29 protein-coding genes are annotated in these 24,851 nt (G+C 68.6%); 5 read left to right on the top strand and 24 right to left on the bottom strand.

The window, feature by feature from the left end; genetic code table 11:
• Positions 1 to 29: 29 nt before the first annotated feature.
• The 11 genes from HUG10_RS12570 to HUG10_RS12520 all read right to left on the bottom strand — a co-directional run bounded on the left by HUG10_RS12570 (position 30) and on the right by HUG10_RS12520 (position 9,235).
• Positions 30 to 470, bottom strand: coding sequence for a DUF5518 domain-containing protein (locus HUG10_RS12570; RefSeq protein WP_179169902.1), 441 nt, complete (start codon positions 468 to 470; stop codon positions 30 to 32).
• Positions 471 to 595: 125 nt separating this feature from the next.
• A complete protein-coding gene (locus HUG10_RS12565) occupies positions 596 to 832 on the bottom strand; it encodes a hypothetical protein (RefSeq protein WP_179169901.1) in 237 nt (78 codons plus the stop codon).
• Positions 833 to 1,096: a HalOD1 output domain-containing protein gene (locus tag HUG10_RS12560; RefSeq protein WP_179169900.1), complete on the bottom strand. Its 264-nt coding sequence runs from the start codon at positions 1,094 to 1,096 to the stop codon at positions 833 to 835.
• Positions 1,097 to 1,216: 120 nt separating this feature from the next.
• Positions 1,217 to 1,696, bottom strand: a complete 480-nt coding sequence (locus tag HUG10_RS12555) for an Lrp/AsnC family transcriptional regulator (RefSeq protein ID WP_179169899.1) — start codon at positions 1,694 to 1,696, stop codon at positions 1,217 to 1,219.
• Positions 1,697 to 1,843: 147 nt separating this feature from the next.
• Positions 1,844 to 2,833 (bottom strand): NADPH:quinone reductase, encoded by a 990-nt coding sequence (locus HUG10_RS12550; protein WP_246310137.1) that lies wholly within the window; start codon positions 2,831 to 2,833, stop codon positions 1,844 to 1,846.
• Complete coding sequence (locus tag HUG10_RS12545) at positions 2,830 to 3,384, bottom strand: Zn-ribbon domain-containing OB-fold protein (RefSeq protein WP_179169898.1); 555 nt, start codon at positions 3,382 to 3,384, stop codon at positions 2,830 to 2,832. The genes HUG10_RS12550 and HUG10_RS12545 overlap by 4 nt, the downstream gene beginning before the upstream one ends.
• Complete coding sequence (locus HUG10_RS12540; protein ID WP_179169897.1) at positions 3,381 to 4,529, bottom strand: thiolase C-terminal domain-containing protein; 1,149 nt, start codon at positions 4,527 to 4,529, stop codon at positions 3,381 to 3,383. Before HUG10_RS12540 ends, HUG10_RS12545 begins: the two co-directional genes overlap by 4 nt.
• Before the next feature lie 54 nt (positions 4,530 to 4,583).
• On the bottom strand, positions 4,584 to 5,771 hold the full coding sequence (locus tag HUG10_RS12535; RefSeq protein ID WP_179169896.1) for an ABC transporter ATP-binding protein: 1,188 nt from the start codon (positions 5,769 to 5,771) through the stop codon (positions 4,584 to 4,586).
• A gap of 123 nt (positions 5,772 to 5,894) precedes the next feature.
• Positions 5,895 to 6,791 carry a carbohydrate ABC transporter permease gene (locus HUG10_RS12530; protein WP_179169895.1) on the bottom strand — a complete coding sequence of 299 codons (897 nt, stop codon included), beginning with the start codon at positions 6,789 to 6,791 and terminating at the stop codon, positions 5,895 to 5,897.
• Positions 6,788 to 7,750, bottom strand: a complete 963-nt coding sequence (locus HUG10_RS12525; protein WP_179169894.1) for a carbohydrate ABC transporter permease — start codon at positions 7,748 to 7,750, stop codon at positions 6,788 to 6,790. Before HUG10_RS12525 ends, HUG10_RS12530 begins: the two co-directional genes overlap by 4 nt.
• Positions 7,751 to 7,807: 57 nt before the next feature.
• Positions 7,808 to 9,235: an extracellular solute-binding protein gene (locus tag HUG10_RS12520; protein WP_179169893.1), complete on the bottom strand. Its 1,428-nt coding sequence runs from the start codon at positions 9,233 to 9,235 to the stop codon at positions 7,808 to 7,810.
• A 455-nt stretch (positions 9,236 to 9,690) separates the two neighbouring features.
• Between HUG10_RS12520 and HUG10_RS12515 the strand changes: the two genes are divergently transcribed.
• The gene (locus tag HUG10_RS12515) at positions 9,691 to 10,452 is read left to right on the top strand and encodes an IclR family transcriptional regulator (protein WP_179169892.1); all 762 of its coding nucleotides are present in this window, start codon (positions 9,691 to 9,693) and stop codon (positions 10,450 to 10,452) included.
• Between the two features lie 200 nt (positions 10,453 to 10,652).
• Positions 10,653 to 11,684, top strand: coding sequence for a DNA repair and recombination protein RadA (gene radA / locus HUG10_RS12510; RefSeq protein ID WP_179169891.1), 1,032 nt, complete (start codon positions 10,653 to 10,655; stop codon positions 11,682 to 11,684).
• A gap of 139 nt (positions 11,685 to 11,823) precedes the next feature.
• Here the strand turns inward: radA and sufU are convergent, their stop codons facing one another.
• From sufU to HUG10_RS12485, 5 genes are all read right to left on the bottom strand, one after another.
• Positions 11,824 to 12,246, bottom strand: coding sequence for a Fe-S cluster assembly sulfur transfer protein SufU (sufU, locus tag HUG10_RS12505; RefSeq protein WP_179171074.1), 423 nt, complete (start codon positions 12,244 to 12,246; stop codon positions 11,824 to 11,826).
• A gap of 240 nt (positions 12,247 to 12,486) precedes the next feature.
• Entirely contained in the window at positions 12,487 to 13,767 is a 1,281-nt protein-coding gene (locus tag HUG10_RS12500) for an aminotransferase class V-fold PLP-dependent enzyme (RefSeq protein WP_179169890.1), read from the bottom strand.
• 94 nt (positions 13,768 to 13,861) lie between these two features.
• Entirely contained in the window at positions 13,862 to 14,113 is a 252-nt protein-coding gene (locus tag HUG10_RS12495) for a hypothetical protein (RefSeq protein WP_179169889.1), read from the bottom strand.
• Between the two features lie 54 nt (positions 14,114 to 14,167).
• Positions 14,168 to 14,470, bottom strand: coding sequence for a DUF424 domain-containing protein (locus HUG10_RS12490; RefSeq protein WP_179169888.1), 303 nt, complete (start codon positions 14,468 to 14,470; stop codon positions 14,168 to 14,170).
• A complete protein-coding gene (locus tag HUG10_RS12485) occupies positions 14,470 to 15,216 on the bottom strand; it encodes a tetratricopeptide repeat protein (RefSeq protein ID WP_179169887.1) in 747 nt (248 codons plus the stop codon). The genes HUG10_RS12490 and HUG10_RS12485 overlap by 1 nt, the downstream gene beginning before the upstream one ends.
• 74 nt (positions 15,217 to 15,290) lie before the next feature.
• Here HUG10_RS12485 and thpR point away from each other — a divergent pair, with 74 nt between their 5' ends.
• Positions 15,291 to 15,848 (top strand): RNA 2',3'-cyclic phosphodiesterase, encoded by a 558-nt coding sequence (gene thpR / locus HUG10_RS12480; protein WP_179169886.1) that lies wholly within the window; start codon positions 15,291 to 15,293, stop codon positions 15,846 to 15,848.
• A 94-nt stretch (positions 15,849 to 15,942) separates the two neighbouring features.
• Complete coding sequence (locus HUG10_RS12475; protein ID WP_179169885.1) at positions 15,943 to 16,746, top strand: formate/nitrite transporter family protein; 804 nt, start codon at positions 15,943 to 15,945, stop codon at positions 16,744 to 16,746.
• Between the two features lie 99 nt (positions 16,747 to 16,845).
• On the opposite strand, the gene HUG10_RS12470 is transcribed toward HUG10_RS12475, so the two are convergent.
• The 6 genes from HUG10_RS12470 to HUG10_RS12450 form a co-directional block, all read right to left on the bottom strand.
• On the bottom strand, positions 16,846 to 17,925 hold the full coding sequence (locus HUG10_RS12470) for a CNNM domain-containing protein (RefSeq protein WP_179169884.1): 1,080 nt from the start codon (positions 17,923 to 17,925) through the stop codon (positions 16,846 to 16,848).
• A gap of 105 nt (positions 17,926 to 18,030) precedes the next feature.
• Positions 18,031 to 19,320 carry an adenosylhomocysteinase gene (locus HUG10_RS12465; protein ID WP_179169883.1) on the bottom strand — a complete coding sequence of 430 codons (1,290 nt, stop codon included), beginning with the start codon at positions 19,318 to 19,320 and terminating at the stop codon, positions 18,031 to 18,033.
• Between the two features lie 181 nt (positions 19,321 to 19,501).
• Positions 19,502 to 19,855: a hypothetical protein gene (locus HUG10_RS12460; protein ID WP_179169882.1), complete on the bottom strand. Its 354-nt coding sequence runs from the start codon at positions 19,853 to 19,855 to the stop codon at positions 19,502 to 19,504.
• 98 nt (positions 19,856 to 19,953) lie between these two features.
• Positions 19,954 to 21,288 (bottom strand): amidohydrolase, encoded by a 1,335-nt coding sequence (locus HUG10_RS12455; RefSeq protein WP_179169881.1) that lies wholly within the window; start codon positions 21,286 to 21,288, stop codon positions 19,954 to 19,956.
• A gap of 26 nt (positions 21,289 to 21,314) precedes the next feature.
• Positions 21,315 to 21,449, bottom strand: coding sequence for a hypothetical protein (locus HUG10_RS22030; protein ID WP_281375644.1), 135 nt, complete (start codon positions 21,447 to 21,449; stop codon positions 21,315 to 21,317).
• Entirely contained in the window at positions 21,446 to 22,543 is a 1,098-nt protein-coding gene (locus HUG10_RS12450) for a peptidase (protein ID WP_179169880.1), read from the bottom strand. Before HUG10_RS12450 ends, HUG10_RS22030 begins: the two co-directional genes overlap by 4 nt.
• 80 nt (positions 22,544 to 22,623) lie before the next feature.
• On the opposite strand from HUG10_RS12450, the gene hisG reads away from it, so the two are divergent.
• Positions 22,624 to 23,475, top strand: a complete 852-nt coding sequence (gene hisG / locus HUG10_RS12445) for an ATP phosphoribosyltransferase (RefSeq protein ID WP_179169879.1) — start codon at positions 22,624 to 22,626, stop codon at positions 23,473 to 23,475.
• Between the two features lie 52 nt (positions 23,476 to 23,527).
• Here hisG and HUG10_RS12440 read toward each other — a convergent pair whose 3' ends face one another.
• The gene (locus HUG10_RS12440; RefSeq protein ID WP_179169878.1) at positions 23,528 to 24,499 is read right to left on the bottom strand and encodes a CPBP family intramembrane glutamic endopeptidase; all 972 of its coding nucleotides are present in this window, start codon (positions 24,497 to 24,499) and stop codon (positions 23,528 to 23,530) included.
• Positions 24,496 to 24,849 (bottom strand): DUF7473 family protein, encoded by a 354-nt coding sequence (locus HUG10_RS12435; protein ID WP_179169877.1) that lies wholly within the window; start codon positions 24,847 to 24,849, stop codon positions 24,496 to 24,498. The genes HUG10_RS12440 and HUG10_RS12435 overlap by 4 nt, the downstream gene beginning before the upstream one ends.
• Positions 24,850 to 24,851: the final 2 nt, after the last annotated feature.

Here is a 24,851-nt window from a genome sequence, read left to right as displayed (position 1 = left end):
CGTCCGTCCAACAACCCGTCGTAGGATCGTTACGGCGCGTTCGCGCCGGTCTTCCGTCGTGAGGCGACGGTGTCCGCCACCCACCCGCCGACACGACCGCATGCCAGACCGAATACGGGGGAGACGCACAGGACCAGCCCGATAGCAAGGACCCAGAAGAGGACTCTGGACGGCGGCCACGCCGCCGCCGTACCACCGACCGCGGCACTGACTACTGTCACAACGAGCGTGAGCACTGCGAGGACGCCACCGAGGAAACCGGCGCGGAGTCCGGCATCGTCCGGGTCCGTCGATCGGACTGCGGCGATAGCTCCCGCGATGAACGCTCCGATCACCATGATACCGCCACCGACGGTCGCCTCCGAGTTCGGCAGCCAGTTCACGATGGCGGCGACGGGCAGCGAGGCCAGCGCGCCGATGAGCGCGAATCGCCACGTCGACGGGGCGGTGCGGAGGAGCGACGGGGACATTCGTATCCGGAAGTCATCGAGAGCCATCATATAATCTTCGTACGGGCGGACGAAGCGCTGCTCACCACGTGTCCAGGCACTCTAGGGACCGATCGTGTTCCGGCAGTTCCCGAACGTCGAATGACTCATCTGTCGGCTGACTGCTGCCCCTCTCGCGAACTGATCTCGTTCGCAGTCCGCGGTTCCTCCGTGCAGGACGCAGGTTGGGTCGGCCCAGTGTTCAGTTGATCAGCCGCCAGCTCGACGTTGATGATCTCGACTTCACATCCACGATCCGCGTGTTCGTTGAAGTACTCCTGTGCCTGCTCGAGTTCCTCGATCAGCTCCCGTTCTTCACAGGTGTCACAGAGACACTGAAACATCTACCGCGTCTCCGTGTTTTCACGCACCTCAACCGCGCCGTCACCGTGGGCCTTCACCACCCACTGCTCGTACGGGAACGTCACGCTGATCCGTCGGTCGGCGTTCCCGAGTAGCTGTTCGAGGGCCCCGGAGTCGATCACGTCGAACAGCGGTAGGTCGAGGCTGGCTACGCCCACGTTTTCGGCCGCCGAGAGAGCAGTGAGAACAGTGTGTAGGATCTCGTCCGGATGGCCCTCAGTCGAAAATCTCGCTTGCGTTCGCATCACGTCCACCGAAGTTGGCCGTGACCAAAGCATTTGTCCAAACATGATTTCTGAGTAAGCAATTCGATATATATCCTTCTTATTTCTAACCCGCGGGCTCGAATACAGGAGCCGAGTTTCCTACTTCCAGGAAACCATGTGTTCGCCGAAGTGGTTGAACGGGCGTCGGTGAATTCGTCGGACGAGGCCCTCACGCTCGATCGTGAGGCCCAGATCGTCGATCCGCTCGGTGACCTCGTGAAGGTCTTCGGAGTGGTTCGTCACGACCATGATCCGAACGTTCTCGCGGGCGCTCAGCATCTCCTCTACGTCCACGACGTTGTGGAGTTCGAGCGCCTCCTCGGCGAGTTTCGCACGTTCCTTCACGGGAGCCGTGCAGACGAACTTGACCCGCAACGGGAACCCCGCCTTCTCGTAGTCGATGAGCGGGACGTAACCCTCGATGATCCCTCGGTCCTCCAGTTTCTCGATGCGGTTGCGGATCGTCGTGTCGGAGACCGGGAGTTCGTCCTCCATGTCGACCGGCGAGATGTGGCGCGCGTCTTCCTGAAGCAGATGGAGGATCCCGAAGTCGAGTTCGTCGAGTGGGTCCGTAGACATGGACGGAGTACGACAGACCGGGGCAAAGGATTTTCCGACAATCGCGGTACGACCGAACGATAGCCGCGCACTACCGAGCGGCGGTGTCACGTCGATTCGCGTCCGAGGAGACTGGTTGCGACGAAGCCCGAGACCGACCCGGGCGGATCAGGGTTCCAGCAGCACCTTGCCGCCTGTTCCCGTGGACTCCACCGCGCGGTGTGCCTCCGCGGCCTCCGGGAAGGGGTAGACGTCGGCCACGCGAACGTCGAACGTCCCGTCGGCCAGTCGCGGCGCCGTCCGTTCGAGCAGTCGCTTCTGGTCCTCGGCCGAGGCGACGATGGACATGAACCGGAGGTCGGCGTCGGCGATCTTGGCGTCCATCGACAGCGACGGCGACAGTTCGATCGGCGCCTCCTCGCCGATGACGACGACGCGTCCGCCGCGCGAGAGGAGGTCGAGGTCCCCCGCGAGGTTGCGGTCGGCGTGGGTTTCGAGGACGACGTCGACCGCGTCGACGCCGGCCGCTCGTACCGCCCCGGCCATGTCGTCGGCCCGGTAGTCGACGACGGCGTCGGCGCCGGCGTCCTCGACGAGTTCGGCGTCGTCCGGACGCGCGGTCGCGACCACCTCGGTGCCTGCGTGGCGGGCGATCTGGACCGCCGCGTTACCGACGCCGCCGGCGCCGCCCTGGATCAGGCAGGCGTCGCCGACCGTGAGACCGCCGCGGTCGACCAGCGCGCGCCAGGCGGTCGGGTACACCATCGCCGCCGCGGCGCCCGTCCGGAACGGGACGGCCTCCGGGAGGTGTGCGAGGCGGTCCGCGGGCACCGGGACGTACTCAGCGTAGCTCCCCTGTTCGAACAGACCGAGACCCGTCGCGAACGCCCGGTCGCCGGGTGCGAACTCGTCGACCCCGGCGCCGGCGGCGACGACGACGCCGGCCACGTCTGAGCCGACGACGTGGGGCAGGCCGTCCGCCGGCTCCGCGGCCCCCTCGCGCACGTACGTGTCGATCGGGTTGACCGACGCGGCCACTGTCCGGACCAGCACCTCGCCGTGTCCGGGTTCGGGCGTTGCGACCTCGGCCTCCGCGAGGATGTCCGGGCCGCCGTGGTCGTCGATTCGGACCGCGCGCATCCGGTCGGGGACCGTCACGACTCGCGCACCTCCCTGCGTGCCCGTTCGTCCCCGGTCCCCGTGGGGGCGTCCTCCCCGACGCCGCGCAGTCTGGCGCCGTAGATGCCGTCGCGGAGCGCCGATGATCCGGTCAGCTCCACCGCGTCGCCCACCTCGGGCCGGCGCTCGCCGGTCGGTAGCTGGGCGAGGACAGCCACGCCGCCGCCGAACTCGGCGAGGCCGAGGGGGTTCTCGTCGCGCACGTCGGCCGGCGTCACCCGGGCCGTCGTGGCGGCGCGGAGCGTGCCGACCCCGAGTTCGTACGTCGCGTGGTCCCCGCCGCCGCAGTCGGGACACCGCGCCCGGGCGTAGAACCACCGTTCGTCGCAGTCAGTGCAGACGTAGGCTGCGTCGGGCGCGTCGTGAGCGTGCATATCGTACTCGCCATACGCGTCCGCGTCGGCCTCGTCCGTGTTGGCCCCGTCCTTGTTGCCGGGTGGGTTGGCGGTCCCGTCGGTGTGCGCGCGCCTCTCGTCCGTCTCGTCAGTCTCGTCAGTCTCGTCGGTTCGATCGTATGGTTCGTCTGTCACGTGTCGGCCTCCAGTATCGTACAGATGCTGTTGTTCCCGAACCCCGCGACGTTGACCGCCAGCCCCGTGTACGCCGGGGTGGCCTGCCGGCCGACCGCCTCGCCGCGGAGTTGCCAGACCAGTTCGACCAGCTGGGCCACGCCCGTCGCACCCAGGGGGTGACCGCGGGCCTTCAGCCCCCCGCCGGGGTTGACCGGCAGCGTCCCGTCGACGGCGGTCTCGCCGTCGAGCACCGCCTTCCAGGCCGCCCCCGGCCCGTAGAAACCCAACTCCTCCAGTTCGAGCAGCTCCAGCACCGTGAACGCGTCGTGGACGCAGGCGACGTCCACGTCGGCGGGCGAGATGCCCGCCGCGGACAGCGCCCGCGTGCCGGCCTTCGCGACGCTCTCGACCCTGAGGACGCTCTGCCGCTCCGGGACGGCGTGGGTGCCGGTCGCCCCCGCGACTCCCGTGACGCGGACGTCGCCCTCTGGGGCGAGCACGACCGCGGCGGCCCCGTCGCTCGTGGGACAGCAGTCGTAGAGGCGGAGCGGGTCCGCCACGGCGGGCGAGGACTCCACCTCCTCGCGGGTGACCGGCGTCCGGAACTGGGCGTAGGGGTTGGCAGCCGCGTTGCCGTGGTTCTTCACGGCCACCTCGGAGAGCGCGGCGCGGTCGGCGTCGTGCTCCCGAAGGTAGGCGTCGGTGGCCACGCCCGCGAGCGACGGCAGGGTGACGCCGTGCCGTCGCTCGGTCCCGTGGACGATGCTCCCGACGATCTCGGTCGACCGTTCCCGGTCCACCGCGGACATGTGCTCGCCGCCGACGACGAGGACGCGCTCCGCGTGTCCGGCGGTGACGGCCTCGACGCCCCGCTTGAACGCGCTGGCGCCGGACGCGCTGGTGTTCTCGACGCGGTCCGCGCTCGCGCCCGTCGCGCCGACGCTGTCGACGAGAGCGTTCGCCAGCCCGGAGCGGTCCGTGAACGCCTCCGCGGCCATGTTGCCGACGACGACCGCGTCGAGTTCGGTCGGGGTCACGTCCGCGTCGGCGAGCGCGGCGAGCGCGGCGCGTTCGACGAGGTCGAGCAACCGGTCGTCGGTCTCGCTCTCGAAGGGCGTCATCCCCACGCCGGCGACGGTCGGGGCGGCGTCGCTCACGGCCATCGGACCCGTCGCCGCCGCGGTGTTGGAACCGTGTTCGAGCGGGACATGGCGGGATCAGTCCGACGTACTCCCCCGGCGTTCGGTCGCCGCGTCGTCGGTCGTCGCGGCGGCCGACGGGCCGGTGCGGGCGATGGTCGACCCGGACACGTCGTCGAAGACGTACCCCTCGTGCCGGTCGAGAGCGACGCCGACGGTGTCGCCGTCGGAAAAGCGCGTCGCGGCGTCCTCGACGACCCTGATCTCGCCGACCGGCGAGTCGAGATAACAGAGGCTGTCCTCGCCCATCGGCTCGATCAGGGAGAGGTCCGCGTCGAAGTCCCCCTCCCCCTCCGGGACGAGGCCGATGGCCTGCGGTCGGAAGCCGACCTCCACCTCGTCCGAACTCCGCTCGTCGATGCTCGTCTTCTCCTTCCGTTCGGCGTCGCCGGCGGCCTCGCGCAGGTCGAGCGACACCGCCTGCTCGCCGATGGCGACCGACACCGTCGACCCGTCGGTCTCGCCGCGCCAGACGTTCATCTCGGGCATGCCGACGAAGCCGGCGACGAACCGGTTGTTCGGCTCGTTGTACACCTCGTCGGGCGTGCCATACTGCTCGATGACGCCGTCGCTCATCACCGCGATCCAGTCCGAGAGCATCATCGCCTCCTCCTGGTTGTGGGTGACGTACACGACCGTCTGCTCGGTCTCCTCGACGACGCGCTTGAGCTCCTTGCGCATCCGGACCTTCAGCTTCTCGTCGAGGCCGGTCATCGGCTCGTCCATCAGGAACGCCCTCGGCTCCCGGACGATGGCCCGGGCGATGGCGATGCGCTGGCGCTGGCCGCCCGAGAGCTCGGCGGGGTGCTTCTCGACGAGCTCCTCGACCTCGAGGATCCGCGCGACCTCGCGGGCGCGCTCGTGGCGCTCGTCCTCGGGGACGCCCCGCACCTTTAGCGGGTAGGCGATGTTCTCGATGCACCGCATGTGCGGGTACAGCGCGATCTCCTGGAACACCATGCTGATGTCCCGTTCCTGGGCCGGGAGGGGGGTCACGTCGTCCTCGTCGTAGGAGACCGTCCCCTCCGTCGGCGACTCCAGGCCGGCGATACAGCGCAGGGTCGTCGACTTGCCACAGCCGGACGGGCCGAGCAGCGTCAGGAAGTCCCCGTCCGGAACCGTCAGCGTGGACCCCTCGACAGCGACCTCGTTCCCGCTCGGTACCTCGTACACCTTTCGCAACTCGTCGATGCGTATCTCGGACACGTTAGTTCACCTCGTCGCTCGATCGTTCGTCGGTTCGACCGTCGATTCGACCGTCAGTCCGGCGGCCGAACCGACTGCCGATTCGGTTGCCAGTTCGACCGCGACCGCGGCGCGCGAGGGCGGTCATCCGAGACCACCCACGCTGAACCCCCGGAGCAGGTAGCTCTGGAGGAAGTACACCAGCAGGAACGCCGGCAGCGCCATCATCACCGAGGCGCTCATGATGAGCCCCCAGTGGACCGCCTGCTGTTCGATGAAGCCGATCATCCCGATAGGGAGCGTCTTCATCGACTCCTGGGTCAGCAGGAGGTTGGCGAACGTGAAGTCGCTCCAGGAGATGGCGAACGAGAAGATGGAGACGGCGATGATGCCCGGCAGGGCCATCGGGACGGCGACGTCCCGGAGGGCGCGCAGGCGGCTGGCGCCGTAGATCCACGCGCTCTCCTCGTAGCTGATGGGGACGGTCTGGAAGAACTTCCACATCAGCCAGATGTCGAACGGCAGCGCGTGGGCCGTGTGGGCCAGGACGATGCCAGGGTAGCTGTTCAGCATCGCGAGGTCCCGCCAGATCATGAACATCGGCAGTCCGAGCAGCAGCGGCGGGAACATGTAGGAGAACAGCACCGACTGGGCGAGCCGCTTCTTCCCCGGGAAGCTGAACCGGGTCAGCGAGTAGCCCGCGAGGGTGCTGGCGACGACGCTGATGAGCATCGTCCCCAGCGCCGCGACGATGCTGTTCGCGTAGAACCGCACGAAGTTCGTCTCCGTGAACAGCCCCTCGAAGTTCTCCAGGGTCGGGTTCCGCGGGACGAACAGGAACGTGTTCGAGAACAGCTCCAGTTCGGGCTGGATCGACGCCTTCAGCATCACGTACGTCGGGAAGCCGACGACGACGACCGTCACCAGGATGAGCAGCCTGAAGAACCACTTCGACAGGCGCTTCTGGAGGTCGTAGGGGACCCGACGGACGTAGTAGTCGATGAGCCGCTCCATCGGCGACTTCGACGTGGAGTAGCTCATTCGACGCGCACCTCCTGTTCGGGGTTGAACTTGCCGAAGTAGACGGCGGCACCGATGACCAGCGTCAGGAACAGCGTCGACGCGATGGCCAGCGACTCGCCGAGGTGCCACTGGTTGAACGCCACCTTGTAGGCGTACACCGGCAGCGTCGTCGTCGCGCCGCTCGGGCCGCCGCGGGTCATGATCCAGACGATGTCGAACTTGTTGAACATCCAGATGCCCCGCAGCAGGACGACGAGGACGATCATCCCCTTCAGGTTCGGGAGCGTAATGTCACGGAACCGCTGCCACGCGTTGGCGCCGTTGACGCGGGCGGCGTCGTAGTAGCCGGAGGGGATCGCCTCCAGGCGGGCCAGCGTCATCATCACGACGAAGATGGACCACTTCCAGCTCGCGGCGACGATGATGGCGTACATCGCGATGTCGGAGTTCCCCAGGAAGTTGATGGGGCCGCTCAGGACGCCGAAGCGCGTCCCGAGGAGGTTGAACACCCCGTAGTTCGGGTTCATCATCCACTGGAAGACGAGCCCGACCACGATGACCGGCACCAGGTACGGGAGCAGGACGACCGCCCGCGCGAACGCGTTGCCGCGGAACGATCGCTGCAGGATGAGCGCGAACGCCACCCCGAGCACGATCTGGAGCGCGACCGACCCGAAGCCGAACACCACGGACTTGCCGGCGGCGGTCCAGTAGAAGCTGTCCTGGAGGAAGATGTGCTCGTAGTTCGAGAGCCCCGTCCAGTTCCACACCGGGTTGAAGGCGTTGATCTCGAAGAAGCTCCCCGCGAGCGCCCAGCCGATCGGCAGGACGGCCACGAAGAGGAACAGCACCATGACCGGCGAGAGGCTCCCGTAGCCGAGGAAGACCTCGTTGTCGAGGAGCGCCGCCAGACGGTCCTGTCGGGTGTCCTCCTCGTGCGTGGCGTCGAGCCCGCCCGTGCTCGTCGCCTCATCCATCGTCGGATTCCCCCGGCCACACCGGCCACCGATGACGTCGGTGAGGGCGGCCGGCGTTCATTTGTCGAATCCGTCCATGATGCTCGTCGCCTGCTCGCCGGCCTGGTCGATGGCCTGGTCGATCGAGGTGTCGCCGTAGAGGACGTTGTAGATCATGTTGCCGAAGACGTTCTCCGAGAACACCGGCGACGCGAGCGCGTTGTTCGGGTCCGTCTCGCCGACGAGGGTCTTCGCGTTCTCGACCATGGTGACGACGTCGTCGATGCGGATGTGGTCGTTGGGCCGCACCCACTCGTCGATGAACTCGTTGTCGAGGAACTCCTCGTCGTCGACGGCGGCCGGGAACGGCGGGAGGTTGTGCAGCGGCGCGATGTGGAGGAGTTCGTAGAGGGGTTCGGGACGGGACATGAACTTGATGAACTCCCGCGCGCCGTCCTTGTTCTCGGCCGGCTCGAACATCACCCAGCCCTCCGAGAACGCCTGGTGGGTCTGCTCCTCCTTGTGCGGCGGGCGCATCAGCCCCGTGTCCTCGGCGACCGCCTCGTTGTTCTCGACGGCCTGCTGGAGCGGCCGGGCGCCGAAGTACTTCACCTCGTTCACCTGTTCGGACCAGAAGGACTCGATCTGCTCGCTGTAGGCGTAGCCCGACCCGTCGACGGAGTACTGGTTCAGTTTCTCGATGTACTCGAGCACCTCCTTGGTCTTCGTGCGGTCCTGTCCCTTGTTCATCACCACCTCGACGTTCCCGCCGTTCCGGGCGAAGATCCGCCCCCCGTTCTGGAACATGTGGTCGATGTAGTACTCGGTGCTCATCAGGCTCTGCGCGGCCGGGACGACCGTGCCGCGGCGGTCCTCCACGCCGTCGGTGGCCTTCACGCCCTCGAGGAACTCCTGCCAGTTGGGGTTCCGGGGCGCGAATCCGGCGCCGTCCTGCCAGGCGCTCACCCGGTACCAGTCCATCGTCATGTTGACCCAGATGGGGACGACGTACTGGCTGCCGTCGAGCTGGAAGAGGAAGTCCTCGTTGAACGAGTAGCCGTACTTGTCCTCCATCCACGACGCCTCGTCGCTGAGGTCCGCGAGGACCCCCTGGAGCGCCATCCCGCCGCCCTTCTCGGGGGCCGTGGTCGTCAGTTCCGGCGGGTTCCCCGCCTGGAGGAGCTTCGAGATGCGGGCCGACTGGCTCGACCCGACGCCGACGAACTCCAGTTTGACGCCGTAGCCCGTCTCCTCGCTGAACCGCTCGGCCCACTTCTGGTAGTACTGCTTGAACGCAGAACTGTTCTCGGCCGAGAGGAAGTGGACCTCGCCCTTGTCGCCCGAGATCGTCTTCTGTTCGCCGGCCGGCGTTCCGCCGTCGCCGCCGTTACCGCCGCCGCCGGGACCGCCGTCCGAGTTTCCGGTACAACCCGCCAGTCCAGCCGTCAGTACCCCGGCGGCTCCCGTCCGCTTCAGGAAGCGCCGGCGCGTGTCTCTCTTTGCCATGGTATGCTACCACAGGGAACGGTATGGATACACCGCATAAATTCGTTACTAATGATTTGTTATATATGATTTCTTTAATATTCGATACAGGCACTTTCACGCGCCCTATCCTGCCGATAGGGAGATTAGGTGATTGTATTTTTTATGATGCAATGGGAGAAGAGGGCGGGGATCGCCTCCCTGGGGAGGGGAGCCCTCCAGGATCGCCCGATGACCGGTGGAACGTGCGTTCTACATCGAAGAATCGCTTCGAAGTCCCCAGGCACGGCCGCGTGACGGTCCTGTCCCACATCGATCGACCAGTGAGGACCCCTCTGCCGTTCCGTCACGTGAAACGGAACCGACCGGGGAACAGGGGTCAACTGACCCCGAAACCGCAAATACACCGTGCGGTCCGCGTGAAACTATATTCCGTAATGTGGGATATTTATCCGTGATGCGTGCGAACAGGGACCATGGCCGCCCAGCACGGGACGATCGGCGCGGTCGAACGCTCGCTCGACGTCGTCGACCACCTGCAGGAGGTCGGCTGGACCGACCTCGCCGAGATCACCGCCGAGTTCGACTGCGCGAAGAGCACGATCCATCGACACCTGGAGACCCTCGAACGCGCCGAGTACGTGGTCCGCGAGGGGAACGAATACGCGCTCAGCCTGAAGTTCCTGGAGCACGGCGAACTCGCCCGCGTGCGCGAACCGGCGTACGAACTCGCCGCCACGAAGGTCGAGGAGGTCGCCGCCGAGACCAACGAGCGGGCCCAGTTCATCGTCGAGGAGCACGGTCGCGGGGTCTACGTCCACCGCGCGACCGGGGAGAAAGCGGTCGACGTCAACACGCACCTGGGAAAGCGGGTACCCATCCACGCGAGCGCGGCGGGCCACGCCATCCTCTCGGAACTCCCCGAGGAGCAGGTCGACGCCATCGTGGAGCGTCACGGGCTGGAGCCGTTGACCGACCGGACCATCACCGACCGGACGGCACTGTACGAGGAGCTCGACCGCGTCCGCGAACGGGGGTACAGCATCAACGACCAGGGGTTCGTCGACGGCCTCCGGGCCGTGGGCGTGCCGATCTCGGACGGCGACGGCGGGGTGCTCGGCGGCCTCAGCGTCGCCGGTCCCATCAACCGGTTCCGCAACGAGCGGTTCGAACGCGAACTGCCCTCGCTCCTCCTCGGCGTCGCGAACGAGCTCGAACTCCGGATCGCCTACAACTGACTCACGGTCCGCCGGCCGAGTCTCTGGACGACACGGTTCTACTTCCCGAGCGTCGACGCGGTCCGTCTCGTCCTGCCGCCCCTCTTCACGTCTGAACCCTCGGAGACGCACCGACGTGACCCCTCCGAGGCACCGCGTTTTCACTTTCACTTTGGTGTTAACGAGGGTTTATGTGCGGAGCCGCACAAGCCGGGAGTACGATGGCAGAGGACGACCTCGAAAGCCTCCCCGGCGTCGGGCCGGCGACGGCCGACAAACTAGTGGAAGCGGGTTTCGAAAGCTACCAGAGCATCGCGGTCGCCAGTCCCAGCGAGCTCGGCAACACCGCGGACATCGGCGACTCGACGGCGAACGACATCATCCAGGGCGCGCGGAAGGCCGCCGACGTCGGCGGGTTCGAGTCCGGCGCACAGGTGCTCGAACGCCGCAAGCAGATCGGGAAGCTCTCGTGGCTCATCCCCGAGGTGGACGAGATGCTCGACGGCGGGCTCGAGACGCAGTCCATCACCGAGGTGTACGGCGAGTTCGGCGCCGGCAAGTCGCAGGTGACCCACCAGATGGCGGTGAACGTCCAGCTCCCCGCGGAGTACGGCGGGCTGGAGGGTAGCTGTATATTCATCGACTCCGAGGACACGTTCCGCCCCGAGCGCATCGACGACATGGTGCGCGGGCTGGACGACGAGATCCTCGAGGCGCTCCTCGAGGAGCGCGAGATCGAGGGGAACCCCGGCGACGACGCGGCGATGGAGGCGCTGCTGGAGGACGTGCTCGACAAGATCCACGTCGCGAAGGCGTTCAACTCCAACCACCAGATCCTCCTCGCCGAGAAGGCCAAGGAGGTCGCGAGCGAGCACGAGGACGACGAGTTCCCGGTCCGCCTGCTGTGCGTCGACTCGCTCACAGCTCACTTCCGCGCCGAGTACGTCGGCCGCGGCCAGCTCGCCGACCGCCAGCAGAAGCTGAACAAGCACCTCCACGACCTGATGCGCGTGGGCAACCTGTACAACTCGGTCGTGCTCGTGACGAACCAGGTCGCCTCCAACCCCGACTCCTACTTCGGCGACCCGACCCAGCCCATCGGCGGGAACATCCTGGGCCACACCTCCACGTTCCGGATGTACCTCCGCAAGTCGAAGGGCGACAAGCGCATCGTTCGGCTGGTCGACGCCCCGAACCTGGCCGACGGCGAGTCCGTCATGCGCGTCCAGGACGCGGGCCTGAAGCCGGAGTAGCCGGGCCGAGTCCCCCCGACACACGCGTCCCTCCAACTCGCTATCGGTTCGACCGAGATCCCGAGTAGCCGCGCCGCTCGACGGAGCGCAAGCGTGATCGAAACGACGGGAGCGAAAAACCTGGAACCCGCGGCCGGCGCTACTCCTCGGTCTTCGTGACGTCGAGGTCCTCGATCTCGCCCTCGTGGAGCTTCGCGCCGTCCTGGGCGACCTGCCGGGCGAGCACGGCGCACTTGATGCGCATCGGGGAGATGTCGACGCCGAGCATCTCGGTCACGTCCTCGACGTCGAGTTCCTCCAGTTCGTCGAGGGTCATCCCGCGGAGGCGCTCGGAGAGCATCGACGCCGACGCCTGCGAGATGGCGCAGCCGTCGCCCGAGAACGAGACGTACTCGATGGTCTCCCCGTCGTCCTCCAGCCGGACGTCCACGCGGATGGTGTCGCCACAGGAGGGGTTCTCCCCGACGTGTGAGAACGTGGGGTCGTCCATCTCGCCGTAGTTCCGGGGGTTCTTGTAGTGGTCCAGGATCTGCTGGCGATACATATCGGAGCCGCCACCGATTCCCATTGTTGGGAGATATAGGCGAGTCGGCCCGAAAAGGCTACCGCCCTACCTGTTACGCTGCACGGGCGGCTCCCTCGCGGTGGGCGTGCTGGTGCTTTCGGCACTCCGCAATCCACCGCGAACGAGGGTCAGCGGAGCCGACCCGAGCGAGCGGCTCTTTTTATGTGACTTTTTCGAGGATGGTTCGCGGAGGGAGCGAGCGTAGCGAGCGATCGGAGAAACCCGACGAAGAGAAATTTACGCGAAGAGCTGTCGGGCGTCGTCGACACCCTCCACGAGCGCGTCGATCTCCTCGCGGGTGTTGTACACGTAGAAGCTCGCGCGGGCCGAGGCGGCCGCGCCGAGGACGTCGTGCAGCGGCTGGGTGCAGTGGTCGCCGGCGCGGATGGCGACGCCGTGCTCGTTGAGGATGCTGGAGAGGTCGTGGGCGTGGACGCCGTCGACGTTGAACGAGACGAGACCGGCGCGCTCGTCGCCCGGCGGGCCGTAGATCTCGATGTCGTCGAACTCCGAGAGCCGGTCGTACGCGTACCGCGCCAGCAGCGACTCGTGTTCGTGGACCCGTTCCATCCCGACGTCCTCGAGGTAGTCGATGGCGGCGTGGAGCGCGATGCCCTGCTCGATGACCGGCGTGCCGGCCTCGAACTTCCAGGGGAGGTCCTCCCACTGGGTCTCCTCGAAGGTCACCTTGCGGATCATCGAGCCGCCGTAGAGGTACGGTTCCATCTCCTCGAGGAGGCGCTCCTTCCCGTACAGCACGCCGATACCGGTCGGGCCGCACATCTTGTGGCCCGAGAAGGCGAAGAAGTCAGGATCGAACTCGCGCACGTCGACCGGCATGTGCGGGACCGACTGGGCGCCGTCGACGAAGATCAGCGCGTCGTGGTCGTGCGCGAGGTCCGCCAGTTCCGCGACGGGGTTGACCGTTCCGAGCGTGTTCGAGACGTGGACGGCGCTCACCATCGCCGTGTCCTCGTCGATCAGCTCGCGGGCGTGGTCCATGTCGAGCCGCCCGTCGTCGGTGACCCGGATGAAGCGCGCCTCCGCGCCGGTCTTCCTCGCCGTCTGCTGCCAGGTGACGAGCGAGGCGTGGTGCTCCATCTGGGTGAGCACGACATTGTCGCCCGGTCCGATCTCGTTCAGCCCCCACGCGTACGCGACGAGGTTCTCCGCCTCGGTCGCGTTCTTCGTGAAGACGATCTCCTCGCGCCCCGCCGCGCCGACGAACTCGGCGACCCTGTCGTGGGCCTCTTCGTAGGCCACGCTGGCCTCCTGGCTCAACTGGTGGATGCCGCGGTGGACGTTCGAGTTGTACGAGCGGTAGTAGTCGGCGATGGTGTCGACGACCTGGTCGGGCGTCTGGCTCGTCGCCGCGTTGTCGAGGTAGACGAGCGGCGTCGTGTCGTCCTCGTCCTCGCCGGGGACGGTCGCGTCGCCGCCGACCTTCCGGTCAAGGATGGGGAAGTCCGCCCTGATCGCCTCGACGTCCAGGGGATACGGTTCCTGTGCTGGTTCCATTACCCGAAACGAGGGGTCGGAGGGGTAACATCCCTTCGGTCCTCGCGGCGTTATGAAACCGTTCCCCCTTACGCGCCGGCCGGAGCGGCCGAGATCAGGTTTCGCTCCCCTCCCGCACGTCGTCGTCCCGGAGCCCCTCGTCCGTCCGGAAATCCTCGTCGCCGACGCCCACGAGGAAGCCGAGGACGTACGACAGCAGCGCGTACAGGCCGAGCCCGACGACGACGAGCGCGCCGAGCCCCACGATCGGGTCCAGGGCGACGAGGTAGAACGTCGCGAGCAGGAGGAGCAGTGCGAACATCCCCAGGAGGGTGTCGATGCGGACGAGGAGGTCGGTGGTCACCATACCTCGGCCGACACCGCAACGGCCCAAAAAGGGCGGGGAGAGACCGCCGAGTCCCTACCTGAGCCAGAGCAGCTGCGCGTGGACCGTGTCGCCGACCTCCAGCACGCGGTCCTCGTCGATGATGCCGGCGTCGATGGCCACGGAGACGCACTCCTCGCCGACCAGGTTCGCCGTGCTCGCGGCCAGCAGGCTCTCGACGACCCGGTCCTCGTCGGCTGGCTCCGCGTCGTTGCCGCCGTAGAACTCCTCCGTCACCTCCAGGGTGACCGCGCCGTTCTCGTACGTCTCGCCGAGGCAGTCCGGGTCGCAGACCGACACCAGCGTCCCCTCGGGCGTGTCACGCTCCTTCAGCAGCATCAGCGGTCCTCGTACTCCTCGACCAGTTCCTGTTCGGCCTGCTGGCGGAGCTCCTCGGCGCGCTCGGCGACCGCCTCGGCCTCCTCCTCCTCGCCGAGTTCGTCGAGCGCACGGGCCTTCTCCTCGAGCACCTCGGCGTTGCGCATGCCGAGCCGGATGGCGTTGTCGAACGCGTTGACGGCGTCCTCCAGCAGGCCGCGCTCGACGAGGAAGAAGCCGCGGTTGTACCACGCCTGGGCGAACCGCGGGTCGATCTCGACGGCGCGCTCGGCGTGTTCGAGCGCCTCGGCGCTCTCGCCGAACTCCCAGAGCGCGTACGCCAGGTTCGTCTCCGCGCTGGCGGCGTGCTCGGAGTCGTCGTCGATGCGCAGCGCCTCCCGGTAGGCGCCGATGGCCTCGTCGTACTCCTCGAGCTGGGCGTGCGCGACGCCCTTATTCACCCACGCCTCCTGCTCGTCGAGGCTGTCGTCCTCGGCGAACTGGGCGGCCCGCGCGAACGTCTCGGTCGCCTCCTCGAACCGGTTGATGCCCATGTAGGAGAGCCCGACGTCGATGAGGCTCTCCACCTCGACCTGGTCCTTCGCGATGTTCCGCTCGTCGAGGAGGTCGGTGAGGACCCGGGTGTCGACGGGGTCCACCTGGGAGGGGTCGGCGTTCAACTCCTCCGGATCGAGGGTGAACTCCTCGTAGTCCTCGTCGAGCCCCTGTCCGGACGAGAACTCGTGGTCTCGCTCCTCGTCGGTCATACTATCGGATTGGCGAACCGTGCGGGTAAGGCTTGCGCGTCGGGCTTTTCACCGTTCGGCTCCCCAGCCCTCGTATGCCACGGCTGTTCGTCGCGCTCGACCTCCCGGACGGACTCGCCGACGAGTTCGCCGCCCTCCGGGACGACGCCCCGGACGCGCCGAGCCTCTCGTTCACCGACCCGACCGACGCGCACGTGACGGTGAAGTTCCTCGGCGACACCCCCGAGGACGAACTCGACGACCTGCTCGACGCGCTGGAACGCGCCGTCGCCGACGCCGACGTGGGGTCGTTCCCGGTCGAGGTGGGCGGACTCGGCGCGTTCCCGAGCGAGGAGTACATCCGGGTCGTCTGGACCGGGGTCCGGGAGGGCGCCGACGAACTGACGCGGCTCCACGAGGCCGTCGAGCGCGAGACGACCGCCCTGGGGTTCGACCCCGAGGAGCACGAGTTCACGCCCCACCTGACGGTAGCGCGGATGAGCGACGCACGGGGGAAGGACGCCGTCCAGCGGTTCCTCCGCGGGAACGACCCAGACGTGGGGTGGTTCGAGGCGACGGAGCTCCGGCTGAAGGCGAGCGAGCTCTCGTCGGAGGGGCCGACCTACCGGACCGTCGCATGGTTCGAGGTGTGAGTCGGGGACGGTCCCGCCGGGGCGAATCGAATTGGGGCGACGCGCCGGTCGCGAACCACGAGGGTTCATCCCTCGCGCGTCCGAACGGGCGGCCATGGACGACGCGGAAGGGGCCGTCGCGAGCGAGGAACGCGTCGCCGATCGGACCATCGTCGGACGGCTCGTCGAGACCGGCGTCCACGAGATGGAGCGTCCGAACTCGTCGCTGTTCCTCTCGGGACTCTCGGCCGGCCTCGACATCGGCTTCGGCCCGCTGCTCGTAGCCGCGACGCTCACGCTCACGACGGACGTGTACGCGGAGCCGACGACCCGGCTGCTCACCTCGTTCGCCTACGCGTTCGGGTTCGTGCTCGTCATCCTCGGCGGGACCCAGCTGTTCACCGAGCACACGTCGCTCGCCGTGCTTCCCGTCCTCGACGGCGAGGCCGGGCTGGACGACCTGGGCCTCCTCTGGGGGCTCGTGTTCGCGGGGAACGTGATCGGCGGCGCCGCCTTCGCCGCCTTCGCGGTCTGGTTCGCGCCCGAGTACGGCCTCGCCGAGGTCGCCGCGTTCGAGGACTTCGCCGAGCCGTTCATCAAGCAGACGGCGATGGCGCTCCTCGGCGGCGCCGTCCTGGCCGGCTGGCTGATGGGGCTGGTCGCGTGGCTCGTCGCCGCCGCGGACTCCTCGCTGGCACGGTTCACGGCCGTCGTCGTCATCACCGGCGCCATCGGGTTCGCACACCTCCCTCACTCGATCGCCGGCAACGTCGAGGTACTGATGGCGGTGTTCTCCCCAGCGGATGTCAGCATCCCCGAGTACCTCCGGTTCATGGTCCTGACGACCGCCGGCAACGCCGTCGGCGGCGCGGTGTTCGTCGCGCTCCTGAAGTACGGCTACGTCGTCCGCACGAGCTGACGAGGGACCGTGCCGGGGAGTCCCGACCGTTCCCCACCGGCCTTCACCGTCCTCCACCGGCCCCACTGATTCCGACCGGTCCACGACGCGGTTCCCGGGTCAGGCCCCGGTCGCCCGACCGCTCGTCGGCGCCCCGTCGTCGAGCGGGTCCTCCATCTGTCCCATCACCGCCTCGAACGCGTCGGTGGCCGTGAGCAGGCCGACCACCTGACCCTCGGCGACCACGAGCGCGAGTTCCTGCCGTTCGTCCTGGAACTGATCGACGGCGTCGCTGACGGTCGTGTCCGGCGAGAGCGTCATCGGCGACGCGGCGAGCTCCTCCAGGGTCGTCTCCCCGGCCCGCAGTTCGTCAACGGCGTCGAGGACCGTCGGGACGTACACGATGCCGACGAACTCCTCGGGCTCCTCGCCGACGATCGGGTAGCGAGTGTGCGGCGAGGACGCCAGCCGCTCGAAGTTCTCCTCGGCGGAGGCGGTCGTCGAGAGGAACACCACGTCGTCGACGTCGACCATCACGTCCACGACCGGGCGCTCCCCGGCGGTGAGCGCGTTCAGCACCTCCTCGTGACGCTCCCGGGAGAGGTCGCCCTTCTCGAGGAGCGTGTCGAGCCGGTTTCGGAGCTGCGCTCGGCTCTCAACCCGGTCCTCCTCCGCCTCGAGCCACGCGCCGGTCATCTCCACGCCGAAGAGGGCGAGCGTCCACTTCGCGATGTGGTCGCCGACCCACATCACGGGGTAGAGGAGCTTCGCGAAGTAGTACAGCGGCGTCGCACCGTACCGACAGACGAACTTCGTCCGCTCGACGCCGAGGTACGTCGGCGTCTGCTCCCCGTGGGTGAGGTGGACGAGGTTGATGATGAGGAACGCGATGATGCCGCCGGCGCCGACGGACGCCCAGAACGTGTTCGCGAGGTAGGGCTCGAAGATGGCCGCCAGCGCCGGTTCGGCGACGATGCCGACCGCGATGGAGGAGGCGGTGATACCGACCTGGCAGGTCGTGAGGTAGATCTCCAGGTCGTTGGTCATCTCCCACGCCCGGCGGAGCCCCGGCGCGTCGAACTCGGATTCGGGGTACTGTCGGACCCGGGTCAGCGCGAACTCGATGGCGACGAAGAAGCCGTTCGCCAGGATGAGCGCGACCCCGGCGAGGAGCCTGACGGCGATGACGGCGGCGTTCATGGTCGTAACTGGTGACCGGCATCACAAGACGGTGGTGGCCCGCTAGGGTGGAGGAACGAACCGGCCGAGTACCGGCGGGGCGGGGCCGACGTGGAGTCGGTCCGATCAGGTCCCGTGCTGCCAGGAGCCCATGTACTCGCGCTGTTCGTCGGTGAGTTCGTCGTACGCGACGCCCTCGGCCGCCAGTTTGATCTCCGCGACCTCGCGGTCGAGGTCGTCCGGCACCTCGTGGACGCCGGCCTCGTAGTCGTCGCCGTGCTCCACCAGTTCGCGGACGCAGACCGCCTGGACGCCGAAGCTCTGGTCCATCACCTCGACCGGGTGGCCGAGCGCGATGGGCGCCGCGAGGTTGACGAGTCGCCCCTCGGCGAGCACGTTCAGCCGGCGACCGTCGGGCAGCTCGTACGCCTCGACGCCGTCGCGCGCCTCGTAGCGGTCCACTGCCAGGTCGTCGAGGTCGTCGAGGTTCACCTCGATGTCGAAGTGGCCCGCGTTGGCCAGCAGGACGCCGTCGGGCATGACCTCGAAGTGCTCGCGCGTGACCACGTCGCGGTTGCCGGTCGTCGTGAGCACCACGTCGGCCTCCGCGGCGGCCTCGGCCATCGGCAGCACCTCGTAGCCCTCCATGTGCGCCTCGAGCGCCCGGCGGGGTTCGACCTCGGTGACGACGACGTTCGCGTTCTGGCCGGCCGCCTTCTTGGCGACGCCCTTCCCGCAGTAGCCGTAGCCGGCGACGACGACGGTCTTGCCGGCCCACGAGAGGTTCGTCGTCATCGCGATGGTCGCGAGCGAGGACTCGCCGGTGCCGTGGACGTTGTCGAAGAGGCGCTTCATCGGCGTGTCGTTCACGGCGAAGATGGGGTACTCGAGCGCCCCGTCCGCGTCCATCGCGCGCAGGCGGTGGACGCCCGTCGTCGTCTCCTCGCAGCCGCCGACGATGGAGTCGATGAGTTCGGGGTAGTCCTCGTGGACGGCCGCGACCATGTCCATCCCGTCGTCGACGGTGAGGGTCGGCTCGTGGGAGAGCACCGACTCGATGGCGGCGTAGTAGCCCTCGTCGTCGACCTCGCGGACCGCGTAGGAGGTGATGTTGTCGTGCGCGTCGAGCGCCGCGCTCACGTCGTCGTGGGTCGAGAGCGGGTTGCAGCCCGTGATGGCGACCTCGGCGCCGCCGTCGGCGAGCAGTTCGACGAGGTTCGCGGTCTTCGCCTCGACGTGCATCGCCATGCCGATGACCTGGCCCTCGAAGGGTTTCGACTCCTCGTAGTCCTCGCGGAGGTTCGAGAGGATGGGCATGTGCTGGAGCGCCCAGTCCATCTTTCGTCGTCCCTCCTCCGCGGCTTCGTCGGGGTCGTCGAGGTGCTCGGTGACCGGCGCGTAGGACGTTTCGCTCATATCACGTGGGTTCACGTGGTCGGGCCTTAACGCCGCCGAAGGAGGACCTCGGTGTGACTGCCCCGATGGCATTCACATTCACACGTGCGGGCGGGGCCAACGTGTGGGCGGGTAACCCACTCGGGGACCGGGGCTGATGGGGCCGGGAGACGCCCGATGCTGGTACGGACGACCGTTCGAGTCAGTCCGTCACGCGCAGCGACAGCTCCTCGGACTCGCAGAGTTCAGCGATCCGGTTCGCTAGCTTTCCCGCCTGCGCCTGGTGTGATCCCATACTGAACTGGAGCAGCCCGGCCCCGCCGCCGCCGGAGAGGATCGTAACCAGCGACGTCTCCTCGTCCAGCCGGTCGAGGAGTACCGTCGCCTGCTGGTCCGAGTTGTTTCGAAGGTAGTATCGTTCCACGACGACGACGTCGAACCCGTCCCCCTCGTACAGTTCCACGCTCCCCTTCCGCTCCGCTTTCAGCTCGCTGTAGAGGGCTCCCGGCAACTCGTCTACTGCGGGGCCATGGACGGTGAGTTCCCGTTTGTGCATCCGTCCTCCCGGTCGCACATTCCGCCTATATAACTGGCGACGGACACTACCAGTAGCACCGATCTCGGCGGGCGGGGATACCGCGGCGGCCGACGGCGTCAGCCCTCGGCCCGCGCCACCAACTCCCTCGCGGCCTCCTCGGCACGCTCCCGAACCGCCTCCTCGTCCAGCGTCAGCACCTCCCGATCCCGCATCAATACCTCGCCATCACACACGGTGTGGCGAACGTCGCTCCCCCGAGCAGCGTAGGCCAGGTGCGAGACCAGGTCGTGCTGTGGCGTCAGGTGAGGTGCCTCCAAGTCCACGACCGCGAGGTCGGCCTTCGCGCCCGTCTCGATCCGGCCCGCATCGAAGCCCAGCGCCTCCGCGCCGCCCTCGGTCGCCATCCGGACCGCCGCGTCGGCGTCGACCGCCTCCGCGTCGTCCGCGGCGAGCTTCCCGAGCATCGCCGCGTCGCGCAGCTCGTCGAACATGTCGAGGTCGTTGTTCGAGGCCGCGCCGTCGGTGCCGAGCGCGACGTTCACGCCGGCGTCGAGCAGGTCCTGGATGGGCGCCATCCCGGACGCGAGCTTCATGTTCGACGCCGGGCAGTGAGCCACGGTCGTGCCGGTCTCGGCGAGGCGCTCGATCTCCCCCGCGTCGAGGTGGACGCCGTGGGCGACCCAGGTGTCCTCGGCGAGGAGGCCGAGGTCGTCGGCGTACTCGGTCGGTCGCACCCCCGCCTCCTCCTCGACTGGGTCGAGGTAGGCCTCGGTCTCGTTGAGGTGGAAGTGCAGTGGGATGCCCGCCTCGCGTGCCTGGGGGACGAACTCCTCGAAGTACTCGGTGCCGACGGTGTGGGGCGCGTGGGGCATCACTGCCGTTCGAACCCGGCCGTCCGCGGCGCCGTCGAACTCCTCGGCCACGGACAGCGACTCCGCGAAGTCGGCTCGGGCCGCCTTCTCGTCCTTGCCGACGGTGACGACGCCGTGGCCGACCCGCGCCCGGAGGCCGGCCTCCCGGACAGCCTCGACGACCTCGCCGACGTGGAAGTACATGTCCGCGAACGCGGTCGTCCCGCTCCGGATCATCTCGACGGCCGCGAGCCTGGTGCCGGCGGCGACGTCCTCGGCGGCGAGTTCGGCCTCGGCGGGCCAGATGTCCTCCTGCAGCCACGCCTCCAGCGGCTTGTCGTCGGCGTAGCCGCGCAGGAGCGTCATCGCCGCGTGCCCGTGGGCGTTCACGAGGCCGGGAATCACGAGGCCGCCCGAGGCGTCCAGCGTCTCGTCGGCCGAGTCGACGAGGTCCGGGCCGACATCAAGAACTTCGCCGGAGTCGGCGTCGACCAGTACGTCGGCCTCGGCGATGGAGTGGTCAGATGCCCGAGACGACCTCGTTTCGTCGTCTCGGTGCGGGAGGAGGACGCGTCCGCCCGCGACTGCGAGGGTGCTCATGTCCCGGCCTGCGCAGCGCCGAACCCTCAATCCGTCGAAGGAGTCGGTGTCCCGTCCTCCCCGGTTCCGCCGCCGGTGCCGTCATCCCCTTCGTCCCCGCCGGCACCGCCGCCCGCCCGGTCCCGGATTCGGTCGATGCGGTCGCCGAGCGGGACCTTCACCGAGAGCGGATTCGGCACACGGCGGCGCGACGGTTCGAGGTTGTGGAACGCGGCGTATCGCTCGAACGCGTCGGCCAGGGCGTCCGCGCCGACCCGATCGACGGCGTGGTCGTCGGCCGCGAGGATGCCCGACGGGCGAGCCAGAGCCCGCCGACGAGCGCGAGGGCCGCTGCGATGAGCAGGGGCCACCGTGGTCCCCAACCAGACAGCGCAGCCACGAGCGGAAACACGGCGCCCACGAGCGCGCAGAACCGACGGACGAGAACGCGCGATCGCACCCGCCCGGCCTGGACCGCGAGCAGGGCGGTCGCCGCGTCGTCGTCGAACGCGTCGAGGAACGTGCTCGTGACGAACAGCCGGCGGTAGCCCGGCGGCCCGCGGACGAGCGCGCTCGCGGTCTCCTTGTCGTCGGTGTCGAGCACGCGGACGTCCCGGACGTCGAGGCCGGCGCGATCCCGGAGGGCGGCGAGGCGGTCGGCGTCGGCACCGGTGGGGCGGCTCGTCGACCGGAGTACAGCGACGAGCCACGGCGAGGCGGCGACGAGGACACCGACCAGGACGAGGAGGCCGGCAGCGACGGCGAGTGGGGAGTCGGCCCCGCCGAGACGGAACGGTGCGAACGCGAGCGCGAACAGCAGGCTGAGGCCGAGGAGGTAGCGCGCCATCGTCGCCAGGCTCCCCCGGGTTCCAAGGTCGATGTCGCGGGCGTCACTCACGGCGCGCACCGTCGGTGCGTAGACGGCCAACCCGACGATGCCGGCCGCGAGCATCGTGAGGAAGTCGGCGAGGACGACGCGGAGCGGTCCGGAGCCGGGGCCGACCAGCGGGGCACGCAACGCCGCCCCGAAGTCCAGCAGCGAGAGGACGCCGTAGGCGAACAGCCCGAACGGCGCGACGACGCCGAGGTATAGCAGGCGGAACTTCCCAACCGGGTTCGACAGTCGCCGGACGATGGCGGCGCCGACGAGACCCAGGACGAGGCCGACGAGACAGGGCACGACCCAGGCCGCGAGTGGCGGCCCGAGCGCGGGGGCTTCGGCCGTCGAGCCGGACTGGAGGACGACGGAGGGCGGGAACCGGTGGAGGGCGAGCACACCGGGGGCACAGAGCGATCGGGCAAATGCGTTCCGCTAGGAGGGAAAGACAGTTCCCGACCGACGCCCTCGACTCGCCCATGCGCATCGCCGTGCCCAACAAGGGGCGCCTGCACGAGCCGACGATGGACCTCCTCGAACGGGCCGGCCTGCACGTGGAGGAGACCGCCGACCGACAGCTGTACGCCGACACCGTCGACCCCGACGTCTCCGTGCTGTTCGCGCGCGCCGCCGACATCCCCGAGTACGTCGCCGACGGCGCCGCCGACCTCGGGGTCACGGGGCTCGACCAGGCGCGCGAGTCCGGGCAGGACCTCGCGGACCTGCTCGACCTCGGCTTCGGTCGCTGCCGACTCGTGCTCGCGGCGCCCGAGGACGGCGACATCACCGAACCCGGCGACGTGGCGGGCAGGACCGTCGCGACCGAGTTCCCGCGAATCACCCGCGACTACCTCGCCGAGCGCGGCATCGACGCGGAGGTCGTCGAGGTGACGGGCGCCACCGAACTCACCCCGCACGTGGAGATGGCCGACGCCATCGTGGACATCACCTCCACGGGCACGACGCTACAGGTGAACCGGCTCGCGGTCGTCGACGAGGTGCTGGCCTCCTCCGTCCGCCTGTTCGCCCGCCCCGACGTGGTCGACGACCCGAAGGTCGGCGAGGTGGAGACCGCCTTCTCGTCGGTAATCGCCGCCGACGGGAAGCGCTACCTGATGATGAACGCCCCGAGCGACCGGCTGGAGGACGTGAAGGACGTCATCCCGGGCATGGGCGGGCCGACCGTGATGGACGTGGCGGACGGCGAGGAGGACCACGTCGCGGTCCACGTCGTCGTCGACGAGCGCGACGTGTTCGGCGTTATCTCGGACCTGAAGTCGGTCGGCGCGAGCGACATCCTGGTCACCGAGATCGAGCGGCTCGTGGAGTAGACGGACGAAGTAACGAGTTTCTGCGGTCCGTGTCGGCCGACCGGCCAACCGATCAGCGGCGGTCGAGCGTCAGCACCCGACCGTCCAGCCCCCGCCCACCGCGCCACCGGACCCACAGGACCGTCGCCGCGATGCCGACGCAGAGCGCGAGCGTGCCGAGCAAGCCGGCCTCGGGGCCGAACGAGCCGCCGGTGACCACACGGGGGCCGGTCGGTTCCAGCGCGAGCAGGCTCGACTCCACGTTCAGCCCGCTGACGGGGAAGCCGAACACGCTCCCCTGCGCGTAGTTCCACGAGATGTGGACGCCGATCGGCAGGGAGAGCCGCCCGGTGAGCAGGTAGCCGAGGCCGAGGAAGACCCCCGCGAACGTGATGCCGAGCGTCGAGACGGCCGTCGAACCGGGGTTGGCGAGGTGGGCCGCACCGAACACGCCGCTGGAGGCGAGCAGGGCGAGGGCGGCCGCGCGGATCGACCCGGCGTGGCGCCCGAACCACTCGCCGAGGTTCGTGAGCAGGTAGCCCCTGATCAGGAGCTCCTCGTACACCCCGACCCCGACGAACAGCGCGAGCGTCGTCAGCAGGCCGATCGGCGGACCGACGAGCACCCCGGCGAGCCGGTACCAGCCGGCAGCGAGGCCCACGACCGCGACGAGCGCCTGGAGGCCGACGCCGAGCACGAGGCCGAAGCCGAGGTCCGCGAGCCAGCCCCGTTCCCGACGGAGGCCGAGGTCCGAGAGCCTGCGTCGGTCGACGAACCGGGCCACGAGTAGCACGGCGAGTGTGACGGCGACCGGCACCGCGAGGCCGGCGACGACGGTGAACGCGACGCCCGAGAGGGGGAGGACCAGGAGGAGGAACGACGTGCCGACCGCGAGGATCCCCACGACGATCAGCGCGGCGAGCAGGCGGAGCGGCGCGGTCGGGCGGCGCTCGTCGGCGATCCAGACGAACCGGCGGAGTCGGGGGAACCGGGCCGACCGATCGGGACGGTCCGACGGGCCGGGGGAGTCGGGCGCGCCGGTCACAGCGGGGCGTCCTGGTACAGCGCGAGCGAGTAGTTCGCGAACAGGGCAACGACGACGGTGAGCGTGTAGTGCATCGCGGTCACCAGCGCCGTCCCGCGGCGGTTCAACTCGTAGGCGAGCGAGACGGCGACGAAGTCGACGGCGAGCGCGAGCGCGATGACGGCGGCGACGGGCAGGACGGCGGCGGTGAGGCCGACGCCCGCCATCGCAATCCCCGGGAGCACGGCCCGGCGGAGCTCCGCGGCGTCGCCCATCACGAAGTAGGCGGCTGTGTTGGCGATGAACGTGGAGAGGAGGGCGATGAGGAGGAACCCGGCGACGACCCGGCCCGGCGAGGTCTGTAGGAGCATCC

The organism is Halorarum halophilum, from assembly GCF_013401515.1.
GTDB lineage: Archaea > Halobacteriota > Halobacteria > Halobacteriales > Haloferacaceae > Halorarum > Halorarum halophilum.
This window is presented reverse-complemented; position numbering and strand designations above follow the sequence as displayed.